This is a genomic window from Methylibium rhizosphaerae, from assembly GCF_006386545.1.
Classification (GTDB): Bacteria; Pseudomonadota; Gammaproteobacteria; order Burkholderiales; family Burkholderiaceae_C; genus Pseudorivibacter; species Pseudorivibacter rhizosphaerae.
In genome coordinates, this window is sequence record NZ_SWAR01000043.1 from 35,033 (window position 1) to 46,362 (window position 11,330).

7 protein-coding genes and 3 pseudogenes are annotated in these 11,330 nt (G+C 62.6%); 3 read left to right on the top strand and 7 right to left on the bottom strand.

Features of this window, described 5'->3' with window-relative positions; all coding sequences use genetic code 11:
* Positions 1-85 precede the first annotated feature (85 nt).
* From E8D38_RS23275 to E8D38_RS23285, 3 genes are read right to left on the bottom strand one after another with little or no spacing between them, the layout of a single operon-like run.
* A complete protein-coding gene (locus E8D38_RS23275; protein WP_140636148.1) occupies positions 86-673 on the bottom strand; it encodes an LURP-one-related family protein in 588 nt (195 codons plus the stop codon).
* A gap of 24 nt (positions 674-697) precedes the next feature.
* On the bottom strand, positions 698-2,581 hold the full coding sequence (locus E8D38_RS23280) for a DUF3857 domain-containing transglutaminase family protein (protein ID WP_140636150.1): 1,884 nt from the start codon (positions 2,579-2,581) through the stop codon (positions 698-700).
* A gap of 39 nt (positions 2,582-2,620) precedes the next feature.
* The gene (locus tag E8D38_RS23285) at positions 2,621-3,112 is read right to left on the bottom strand and encodes a histidine kinase dimerization/phospho-acceptor domain-containing protein (RefSeq protein ID WP_140636152.1); all 492 of its coding nucleotides are present in this window, start codon (positions 3,110-3,112) and stop codon (positions 2,621-2,623) included.
* A gap of 504 nt (positions 3,113-3,616) precedes the next feature.
* On the opposite strand from E8D38_RS23285, the gene E8D38_RS23290 reads away from it, so the two are divergent.
* Together E8D38_RS23290 and E8D38_RS23295 are read left to right on the top strand one after the other, a co-directional pair.
* The gene (locus E8D38_RS23290) at positions 3,617-4,090 is read left to right on the top strand and encodes a site-specific integrase (RefSeq protein ID WP_246099622.1); all 474 of its coding nucleotides are present in this window, start codon (positions 3,617-3,619) and stop codon (positions 4,088-4,090) included.
* A gap of 463 nt (positions 4,091-4,553) precedes the next feature.
* A complete protein-coding gene (locus tag E8D38_RS23295; RefSeq protein WP_140636155.1) occupies positions 4,554-7,469 on the top strand; it encodes a BACON domain-containing protein in 2,916 nt (971 codons plus the stop codon).
* A gap of 24 nt (positions 7,470-7,493) precedes the next feature.
* On the opposite strand, the gene E8D38_RS29525 is transcribed toward E8D38_RS23295, so the two are convergent.
* Positions 7,494-7,838: a phage integrase central domain-containing protein gene (locus E8D38_RS29525; RefSeq protein WP_425462813.1), complete on the bottom strand. Its 345-nt coding sequence runs from the start codon at positions 7,836-7,838 to the stop codon at positions 7,494-7,496.
* 145 nt (positions 7,839-7,983) lie between these two features.
* A pseudogene (locus tag E8D38_RS29530) lies at positions 7,984-8,226 on the bottom strand (Arm DNA-binding domain-containing protein); the annotation flags it as partial.
* 589 nt (positions 8,227-8,815) lie between these two features.
* On the opposite strand from E8D38_RS29530, the gene E8D38_RS23305 reads away from it, so the two are divergent.
* Positions 8,816-10,432 carry an anti-phage dCTP deaminase gene (locus E8D38_RS23305; RefSeq protein WP_181179381.1) on the top strand — a complete coding sequence of 539 codons (1,617 nt, stop codon included), beginning with the start codon at positions 8,816-8,818 and terminating at the stop codon, positions 10,430-10,432.
* Positions 10,433-10,858: 426 nt separating this feature from the next.
* Here the strand turns inward: E8D38_RS23305 and E8D38_RS29535 are convergent.
* Positions 10,859-10,998 (bottom strand): annotated as a pseudogene (locus E8D38_RS29535) (IS1380 family transposase); the annotation flags it as partial.
* Positions 10,999-11,046: 48 nt separating this feature from the next.
* Positions 11,047-11,271 (bottom strand): annotated as a pseudogene (locus tag E8D38_RS29540) (transposase); the annotation flags it as partial.
* Between the last annotated feature and the right edge of the window lie 59 nt (positions 11,272-11,330).

The window sequence follows — 11,330 nt, forward strand, 5'->3', positions numbered from 1 at the left end:
CCAAAGTGGTCGGTAAAAGCCAAGGAGAACGCCGCGACAATCGATGTCGAAGCGGGCCCGCAGCGTCGTCAGACGCTGCGCTGAATCATTCCTTCAGCACCATGTCGATGCACATGACCGCTGCGACGATGAGACTTCGCACAGTACTCAACGCCGCCACGGAACTGTCGATCGACAACATGTAGTTGTCGGCCGACGTGAACAGCTCCTTCCCGAGGCCGGACCACTTCTTGGAGACCTTGGCCAGCTCGTCATCGCCCTTCATGAAACGAAATTCCCAGCTGGTCCATTTCCCCCTCAGTGTGCAGATGACGTTGCCCTTGGGATCCAGGACGTCGAACTTGCCGCCGATCGAGAAGAACTTCTGACGGAAGCGGCCGACGACGCGATCGTTTTCGTCCAGCACCTCGACGTTCGACAAGATGAACGAGATGCCTCGCTTCACGGTCAGGACCTTGCGGCCCTCCGGCGTTCGGATCTCGATCTCGAACGGCGTCATCCGCTTGTAGTCGGTGAAGCGGAATATCTTGGCAAAGATGCCCAGATTGGGCTCACGGCACTCCAGGGTCTTCTGGCCGGTGGCCGGATCGAAGATGTCGAAGTTGTTGGCCGCCTTGAAGAGGCCGACGTGTTCCTTCACAAGGAACTGATTGCTTTGCAGTGCGATGTGCATGGCTGTGCTGCTGAGTTTCGAGGTTCAGCGTTTGCGCTTGTAGAGCACCTGCGTGCGAAGGTTCTCGCCGACAGGCGCCGCCTGTTTCATGAACTCGGCGTACATGTCGGCGGCACAAATGCTGCCTGGCGTCTTGTCATCCACCGTGCGGTTGATCGTCAGCCGCTGGCCCACCTGTTTGTACGTCGCCTTGTAGTCCACGTACGTCCCCTTCAGGCTGGCGTCTTCTGGCAGCGATATCACGCTGAGGTTGGTCGGCAGTTCGATCTTGTAGGTCTCGGCGCTGGTGAAGCCGTGACAGATCTGCGTGCGCCTTGGCGCAGGCCCCTCGTCCGCGCCAAAGGTCGACACCGCCAGCGGTGTGTTCATGACCGGCCCGACATACAGAGAACCGGTCGCACCGGCGTTGCGCAGGTAGTTGTCGATCTCGAACTTGATCGTGAACTCGACATCGTCGCCCAGGCCCTGGACATTGCTGTGCTCAAGAGTGCCGCGGCCGCGGTAGCCGTAGTAGTTGAGCATCGTCTTGACAAACTCTCGCTCCTGCTGGCCGTTGAGCTCTCGCAGGTAGGAGCGCACTTGTGCCGCCTCGACTCCTTTCACCTTGACATTCATGGCCCCGGTGGCTGCGCCGCTGTCTGTGATCTTGAGCGACATTTCCAAACGTTGCTGCCCCCGCATGGACTGCACGGGCCCAGGAACTTTCGCCAGGGCCTTGGCCGCGCCCACATGGATCACGGGTTTGTCGTAGGTGCCACTCGGCAGGTACCCGAACGGGATCTCCTTGGCCGTGGCATCGACGTACATCTTCAGCGTGGGCAGGTAATTGAAGACGTGGTTCACCATGGAAACGACCGGCACTTCCGGCAACTCGTAGTCGCCGCCGACACCGACCAGCACCTGTTCGCTCGGGATGTCCACGGCAGTAAGCAAGGCCTGCAACAGGGTCGCGTGGTCCTTGCAGTCGCCGATCTTGCTTTCGATCACCACATTGAGGTCTCGCGGAACGACTGCGCCGACGCCGATACAGTTGCCACCGTACGTGATGTTGCGCGACACCCACTCGTAGAGCTTGCGTGTCCTTTCGCGCGGCTGCGTCTCAGCGCCGACGATCTTGTTCGCGAGATCCTTGATGGCTGGCGTGGGTGCTGCCTTTGGCAAGGCTCGCGCACCGTATGCCTGCGCGATGGCCTCGTAGGTGAGGAACGTCGAAACTAGGAAGCCAGGCACCTCCTTGTAGGACCACAGACCTTCATCGTCATCGCTTCGCTTGCGCGGCTTGGTGCCGGAGTAGCGCCACTCCATGACGCGCTTGCCGTCACGTTCGACCTCACTGAAGTCCATGAAGTGGTGCTCTTGGCGCAGCACCATGTCCTTGGGCGCGCGCACGGTCACTCGCACGTCCTCCTGCGATGCGAACGGCGAGTAGCGCATGGCCACCGAGAACTGGCCCGGGAACATGGCTTCCTTGTCCGTCTCGCGGTACTGGATGTGCACCGAATCGCCAACTTCCAGATCCGGGAACACCGCGCTGATCGCCTTGCGGTCCGAGAAGAATGGACCAGCGTCAGCGCGCCCCTCGTTGGTCTGGTGCTGATAGTTGCCGGCGGGCACCGGTATCTTCCGACCATCCTTCTTGAGGGTGTAGGCCTCGAGGACCTCGCCGGTCTGGGTGCTATTGCTGAACGAAAAGGAGAAGCGCTTCACGTGCTCCAGGGCGCTCTGCTGCAGCACCTGGATGCGTGTGGTCACGTCGACCACGTAACGCCCATCTTTCTCGACGTCGTAGACGACGTGAGACAGCTTGGTGGTGAAGGGCGCTTCGTTCGTGTCGGCAGCGTATGCAGCCACTGCGCTGAGCGCGAGCGTTGCAATCACACAGCGAAGCGCATGAGAAATCCGACTCATCGATGGTCCTCCCGCAGACTTGTGGTTCGGCCGCAGCTTCTACCCGAAGCCCGCCGAGATGTTGTCACTCTTGCAGCATAACGCGCGTAGTTTCGACAGGACGTGCTCATTTCTGGCCGCATCCGCCGCGCGCGGATTGGAGAGGTCCAATTCAGCGTCCAGCCTGTTGTGCACGACCATGCCTTCGGCATCGAGCTGCGGTTGGGCCCAGTCACAGCGTTCCTGAACGAGATCGCGCAGGCGGATCGCCTCGATCGTGAGGTCGAACTGGCCCGAAAGCGCCAGCGAGTAAGCATGGAGGTCGGCGACCAGGCGCCCGAGGCTGTCCAACTGCAGCATCACCTGCTTCAGCTGGGAGGCATCGCATGGGAAGACGCCGTCGATCATTCCCTGCACGCGCGCCCCTGCGGCGGTCAGCGGCGTGCGCAGTTCGTGCGCGATCGCAGCGCTGGAGTCCTTGAGCTCGCGCTCGTACCGTTGCAGCCGCTCGGCCATCATGTTGAAGTCGTTCGCGCAGCGGCGCAGCTCCACCGGTCCGGAGGAGGGGGCTCCAGGCGTACGGCGAACTGTCCACCGGCGACCTTCATCGCCGCCTCGCTGGCCTGGGTCAGCAGGCGCGAAATCCTGCGGGCCGCGCCGATCCCCAACCAGAGGATGAAGGGCAGGGTGCACCCGCTCAGGAGCGCGGTGGCCAGCGCGTCGCTGCGCTGCGGCGGATCCTCGAAGTACCGCAGGCCATAAGCCGCTGCTTCGTAGATGCGGATTCGGGAAGGATCCGGGTTTGTCGCCTGAGGGCTTCAGAGCGACTCCACTGACTGCTGAGGGTCGGCACTGCCAGCTCCCGCGGCAGGGAAGCAGCCGGCTGCACGACACCAAGCGCTTCGGTAGCGTCCTACGGCTGCACGACCTCGCACAGCAGTCGTTCGGACCGGCGCTCGGCTGCCAAGCCCAAGGGCTGCTTGGTACAAGCCAGGGTGAGGACGTCGCCCGAACGTCAATGACGGCAACCGGTGCGCCGCTGTCATTCGCCGCCTCCTGGCGTATCGAAGCAACACCAACACCCTTTCGAGGGATCGACGTGTACCGCAGGTCTGGGCCTTGCGCGTCCGACTGCAGATGGAGGGCCGGGTTCGCGAACTTGCACTCTTCAATCTTGGCATCGACAGCAAGCTGCGCGGATGCGATCTGGTCGGCCTCAAGGTCCGAGACGTGTGCCACGGCGACCAGGTTGCGGCACGCGCTATCGTCGTCCAGCACAAGACGCAGCGCCCGGTTCAGTTCGAGATCACGCCGGCCGCCCGAGACGCCGTGCAGGCGTGGATCAAGCTTGCTGGGCTAAAGCCGGAGGATTTCCTGTTCCCAAGCCGGCTCCACGACTCACCGCACCTGGGAACTCGGCAGTACGCCAGGATCCTCGGGCACTGGCATTCCAAGCTCGAGTCGACGGTGAGGTACATCGGCATCGAGGTCGATGACGCACTCGAGATCTCCGAGCAGACGGAAATCTGAGGTTGTCGACGGCGGCCGCGACGTCCGCGATGTCGTCGCGACCGTCCTCGATGGGATGTTGGCTTTGCGCTGCGGCCCTGAACTGGAAGTCGGCCAGTTCCTGCCATTGACGATGGGCCGCTTCCCGGTAACGCACCTCGGGGGCGACCAGCGGCGTGCTTCACCGCGCAACGGACGACGCCAAAGGTCCGATGGACAATCCAGCGCTCGCGATTCTTGTTCCGATACGCTTCCCCTCACGCTAGGGCTACGCATCTTTTTCACCTAACCTTCCGGCCCCCTTGAATCGGGCTTGATCCCGTGGCGGGAAACTACCGAGGAAGAAGCCCGTGACACAACCATTCAAATGCATGGTCTTCCTGGGCGGAGCCACCACTTAGGATTGCCGCGGCTCACCGCCGCGACCGTGCTGTCGCGCAAGAAGTTGAATCAACCGGTCTGAGGGATTGAAATGAGGGAAGCGTTGAAGCGCGCTCTGTTTGCGTGCCTGCTCGTCGGCGTGGCCGCCTGCGGTGGTGGTGGAGGCAGCGGAGGTGGAGGCGGCGGCTTCTCGTTGTCGTTCGACCGAAGCAACGTGAGCATGAGCTTCGATGTCGAAGACACCCCCGCGGTGGCGGTCGTCAACGTCGCAACCAGCGGCACCACGACCGAGGATGTCTACGTCGGCGCCACCACGCCGAACGACCAGCCCGATCCCAACATCGACCACGTCGACGTCCAGATCGGCACCACGTCGGCCCGCGCCGTCATCTATCCCGCCGAAGATCTGGCGCCGGGCACCTACACCGGCACCATCGTCCTGATGGCCTGCAAGGACAGCGCCTGCACCCGCCACCACACCGGCTCGCCGCACAGCGTGAGCTACACGATCACGGTGCGCCAGAACTTCCGGGTCACGCCCCGGTCGCTCAGCCTGCAAGGCGATGGCGGTGTCGGGGCGACGCAGCAGGTCAGCGTAACGCTGCCACCCGGCGTGACCACCTACACGGTGAGCGCCGCCGACAGCTGGGCCACCATCGACCAGCAAAGCGCGAGCGGCTTCCGTCTCACCGCGGCACCTCGCGCCGCCGGCACCTACCAGACGGCCGTGATGCTGCAATCGGGCGGCTACTCGCGAACGGTCGCGGTCACCTACACCGCCCTGACGCGACAGCTGCGGCTGTCTGCCAGCCGCGTCGACCTCGCGAGCACCAGCGGCGCCACCGCACAGGCCGACATCACCGTCGAGCAGCTGGCCGAAGGCCAGACCGGCATCACGGCCAGCGCAAATGCCAGCTGGCTGAGCGTCGGCAACGTGAGCGCCGGCGGCCTGCGGGTGCAGGCTGCGTCGCTCCCCTCGGGTACCTACACCGCCGAACTCACCGTCACCTCGGGCACACAGCGGCGCCTGCTGCCGGTGAGCTATGTCGTTGCCGCACCGGCCGGGGGTGATCGCCATCTGGCGACGGCGCAGGCGAGCCTCAGCTTCGCGGCCAGCGAAGGCACGGTGGCCGCGCCGCAGACGCTGGGCCTGCAGCGCCCCAGTTGGAACCCGGACGTGAGCGTCGCCATCAACCCGGCGAACACCCCGTGGCTGAGCACGCGCACCCTGCCCAACGGCGACATCGAGGTGTCGGCCAGCGCCGTCGGCCTGTCGAGCGGCACCCACCCGGCGCAGATCGTGCTGACGCCCGCCTACCCTGACGCGCCGCGCACCATCCCCGTGGCCCTCACCGTGGGCAATGGACTGGCCACGCCGCCCAACCAACGCCTGGTGTTGAACAACGATTCCACCCAGACCAGCCTGCAGGGCAGCATCCCGGTGCGATCGAACGGCGCAACCAGCGTGCAGTGGACGGCCACCAGCTCGGCCGCGTGGCTGCAGCTGACGCAAGACCAGGGCCCGCTCGGCCAGGACGTGCAGTTCCAGGTCGATCTGCAGGCAGCCTTGCTGCTGCCCGACTACACCGACCAGCCGGCCACGGTCACCATCAGCGCGCCCGGCTTCACCTCGGTGACCAGTACCGTGACCCTGCGACGCGAACTGGCTGAGGTCTACTACGTCGGCCCGGGCAGCATCACCGCCGGCAAGCCTGCGCAGGTGATCGTGCGCGGGCGCGGCTTCGGCAGCCTGCAGAACCCGGCCAACCGCTTCACCATCGCCGGCGTCACGCCGACGAGCGTCACACGCCTGAGCGACAGCTCGCTGGCTGTGCAACTGCCCGCCCTCACCGCGGGCGGCTATGCCATCGGCATGAGCGGCACCGGCTCCGTGGCAGCCACCACGACGCTCCAGGTGCTGGCCGAGCAAGCCTACCCATCTGCACTGGTGCCCACCGGCGGCGTGGCGTACTCGACCGTCTACGACCCGGTGTCGCGCACCGTGTACTCGGCGAACAGCACGCTCTCGGCCGTCCGCCGCTCGCGCTACCAGGCTGGCAACTGGGTGACCGACAGCCTGGCCCTGCCAGCGCTGCACGACATCGGCCTGAGCCCTGACGGCAAGCAGCTCGTCGCGGTCGAACGCTCGGGCCTGCTGCATCTGATCGACACCGGCACGTTCACCATCTCGCAGACCTATACCATGCCCGGCCCCGCTGCGCAGACCCCCACGGGCAACCGGGGCCTCGCGGTCACGAACGACGGCAAGGTGTGGCTCTCGATCGGCAGCCGCTGGAACACGATCTACACCTTCGACCTGCGCAGCCGCACCTTCGCACAAGTGACGATCCCGAACGTCTTCTCGCAGTTCCACGGCGGCCCCTGGTTCGAGGTCTCGCGCAACGGGGAACGGCTGGTGATGGTCTCGAGCGCATCAATCTCACCAACGCCGCCCATGCGCTACCTCGACGCATCGGAGGGCGTCTTCCGCGTCATGCCAAACGACCTGACGTTCTTCTACTGGTCGCTCAGCGGCATGGGCGACACCGCCAGCCGCTTCCTCTACGGCGCCAGAGTGGTCTACGACGCCAGCTACGCGCGCGTGGGCGGTGTCACCATCCCTGACAGCGGCTGGTGGGCCTCCGCCGCGGTGATGTCACCCGACAGCCGCAAGGTGTACGTGTTCGCGATACGCGAAGGCGCCTGGAACGTGCCCTCGTCCACCACGATGCCGCGCATCTATGTGTTCGACAGCAGCATCGCCGCCGGCACGCAGGTGGATCTGCCCCTGCTCGGCAGCTTCGATCTGCCGTCGTATCCGACGTGCCGCTTCGACAACCAGACCTCCGAGTGCGTCCGCCCGACGATGACCGCAGCACCCGATGGCAAGACACTCTTCGTGACCGGCACGGTCGGCATGTCGGTGATCCCCCTCAACACCACCTACACCGGGCTGTCGAGCCGCCGCGTCGGCGCACAAGCACTGAAGCGCTGGGATACGCGGGCCAACGCGAAGTAAGGCGGCGATGGCCAGCGGCCGGCGTCAGGCCCACGGCAGCAACTGGGTGGTCATCGCGCCACCGTCGCTGCCGTTTCTCAAGGCGGCCCCGCCGCGAAGTGCATCGAGGTGGTCTGCCTGCGTCTGCAGCATCTTTCTTCGCTGCGCGATGAACTCGGTGCGGTTGTATGCACGTCCAAGACTGTCCCGCACGCTGTGCGCCAGCTGCGCCTCGATCACATCCGGATCGAACCCGAGATGCTCGTGCAACAGCGTGCGCGCCGTCGCGTCCTTCAGGTCGCGCGCCGGGTTGCTCTCCGCTCGGCCCGTAGCGACCGCATACCGGAACACCTGCGAGATGCTCTCCAGCGCACGGTGCGCTGTCTCCAAGTGACCATCCGCCTTGCCGGACCGCGGACCACTCTCGCGCGATGACTTCGAAGCTGTCTACGACGACATCCGACTGGCTCTGCCGCTGTGCCTTGCGTGCGACGCCAGGATCGATCGCGGCAGCAACCTGTTCGCGTGCTCGATCGCGTCGCTCGCGGGCGACCTTCAAGGGGACTTCAGGGTATGTGCCCAGCGAGAGCCGCTTCTCCTTTCCTGCGAAGCGGTACTTGAACCGCCACCACTTTCCCCCTGTCGGAGCGACCTCGAGGTAGAGGCCCTTCTCGTCGAACAGGCGATAGCGCTTGTCGGCGGGCCGCGCCTTGCGCACGGTGGTGTCTGCCAATGGCATGGGGGCAACTCCTTTCGAGCATGTGGAGTTGCCCCACATGTTGCCCCCCAGATGGCATGCGCTTCAAGCGGATCGGGCGAGACGACGCGGGAAGCAAAAAGCCCCTAAGTCGTTGATCTACTTAGGGGCTTGGGATGTCTCGGGAGCTTGCGGGAAGCCGGGAGACTTGTTCTTGGTGGTCGGGGCTCTATCGAAAGATCAGCGGGAGGCCGTGCCAATGCTAGTTTTGCCGGCCCTTGGGGATGCGAGTTACTGAGGAAGTTACTGCACCCAAAACGCTGCCGTGCAAAGAGGGCAACAAGTCACAGGTGAGCGATGCGCCAATGTGTCGCGATTTTGACGGGGACGCCGAGGGCAGCGGGGACACTGGCGGGAGAGTCGCATAAATCCTAGGTTCTGGCGTCCCCGGCCTACCGCGGTGTGTGTCCCCGCAGCAGATTTCGGGCGGGGACATCTTCCATTCGTCAGCAACGGGCATGGAGGCAGCTAGCCAACACATGCTTGTCTCATGTCAGATCGGCAACAACCATCCGATCCCAATGCCGCCTTTACTAGGCGAAACGCCTCTTGGCTCATCGGTGCGGAGCAGATACTCTGGACGCAAAAGCAGGGCTTCAAGGAGGATGACATGGAGGAGAGCACCCCTTCTCAAATTGGCATGCCTGAGGCGCGGCACAAGTCCGCTCAAGAGGATGCCGCCGAAGACCCGTTGAGCCTTCTGGATCCGATGGCCGATCCAGAGATCGTCTTTGGCCTTGTGGGTCCGGTAGGCGTTGAGCTGAAGCCTGTTATCGACGCCATCGAGCAAGAGCTTGCGGGCAAGTATCGAACAAAAACAATCAAGTTGAGCGAACTCATAGAGGATTTCTTCGGCGTCGATTACTCCGGCGGGGCTGAACATCTTCGCATCCGGAAGTTGATGCACCTTGGAACGCATCTTCGCCAGGAGTCCGGGCTCGGCGAGGCGGTAGCTTTACTGGGCATTGAAGAGATTGCGCGTGTTAGGGATGACGAGCTTGGCGGAAACGACGCTGGCAATGCCTACATCATTCGATCACTAAAAACTCCGGATGAGGTGCAACTATTTAGGAACGTCTATGGGAAGGGCTTTTACCTGATATCCGTATATTCTCATAGGGAGAATAGAGTTAGCTATTTGAGCGAGCGCCTGGCCAACTCTCTCCATGGCGACACGTCGAAATGCAGAGCCAGAGCCGAGCGTCTCGTTGAAATTGACGAACTGGAGAATAGAGAGTTTGGTCAAGATGTTCAGGATGCCTTCCCACTAGCAGATCTCTTCCTCAATTCAGACGATCGAGAGAACTTGCGCGCTCAGATCAAGAGATTCGTCGAGTTGGTCTTCGGATATCGCTTTGCCACTCCTACGCAAGAAGAGCATGGCATGCAGCATGCGAGATCTGCTGCATTGAGATCATCGGATATGAATAGGCAGGTCGGCGCCGCCATTGCCAATGCTGAGGGAGATCTACTGGCCATAGGTTGCAACGATGTTCCAAAGGCCGGCGGCGGGTTCTATTGGCCAGACAGCGTTCCTGATGAGCGCGATTTTCGCAAGGGCGTCGACTCAATGTCGGAGCACCGCAGCCAAGTAATACGCGAGTTTCTGGCTCGGCTCGAAAGTGCAGAATTGCTAGCAATCAAGAGCAGCATCGCTGAAGTGGCCGATTCGCTGCTCACTGGCGACCTTCGGTGGGTTCTAAAGGGGGCCACAGCGACATCTATATTGGAGTTTGGGAGGAGCGTGCATGCCGAGATGGCGGCTATAACGACGGCCGCACGACTCGGAATCCCATTGGTTGGCGCAACGATGTATGTGACCACGTTTCCGTGTCACATCTGCGCAAGACATATTGTTGCAAGCGGAATCCGGAACGTCTTCTATGTCGAACCGTATCCAAAAAGTCGGGCAAAGAAGCTTCACGGCGACGCAATCCTGGTTGACCCGATTACGCCTTCAGAAAAAATGACGAACTTTCAACCATTCAAAGGCATTGCGCCGTCTCGGTATTTTGAGTTGTTCGAGGCTGGTGACTCGCGCAAGGATGCTGAGGGCAAGATTCCCGCCTGGAAGATTGTGACGGGCTCGCCAAGGTTTCAGCGCTTTATAGTGACCTATACGCACCTCGAGACGAATATTGTCGGAAAACTATTGCCAGCAATTCGAAAAAAGGGTATAAGTTTGCCATTGGAGAAGTTGGATCAGCTCGAACGGGAGTTCGCATGAATTCAAGACGCGACACGCTGGCCGATCGAGTTGCACGGGCGCAGCGCGAAATAGAGAACTGGAATCCGCGTCTAATAGCCGCGATGCAACTTCAGGGCGGTTCAGAGTCCCAGCACATTGGGCAAGACAGAACGAGTCGGGCCCCCATCGCGCAACATCGGCCGGAGAGCCGTTGCCTGCGGACTGTCGCAAGTGATCAGAAAGACTGACTGCGGCTCCCGCCACTCGTTAGCCCAATGGGCCCGAAGGGCGTACTACGTCTTCGAACCTATGTGTATGTTGCCAAGAGCCAGGAGCGGAATGCCCCTTGGAACTTCGCGGCGCTGGCCTACTGAGGCGCTGCCTTCGTAGCACTAGCCTGAGTCAAGACGCAGTACCCCTTATCCGCGTTGTTTGTCAGCGTGCCAGGTCAGCACTCCCGGCGGGCTATGGAGCCAGCGCCCGGGCAGGCGCGTGACGAACACATGCTTGAGTGGGTGCTGCGATGCAGACAGCAGTCGCACTCGACGGGTGTTGCGCAGCACTGCGGCGCCGATCTTCAGCAGCTTGGTGCGGATGGTGGCCGCATTCCAGCTTCGTGCCTCGAAGGACCAGACGCCGCAGGCCAGCTGCGCCTCCTTGATGCGGTTCTCCACCTCGCCTCGCGCGCAGTACAGCCACTCATAAAGATCGGCGGCATCGCCAGCGAGGCTCGTGACCACGAAGCTTAGGTTGGCGCCCTGAGGCCCGTGCTCCAGACGTGCGATCACGCGGCGCTCGCGGTCCCAGTGTCCCAATTGGTAAGCGTCCGGCGAACCCGTCTTGAGAAGAGCGGTCGCAGCGATAACGATGCTGTCCAGTTAGCAAATAGCTGGACACGATGGAAGCTGAACAGAGTCGCAAGCGCAGGCGCTACAGC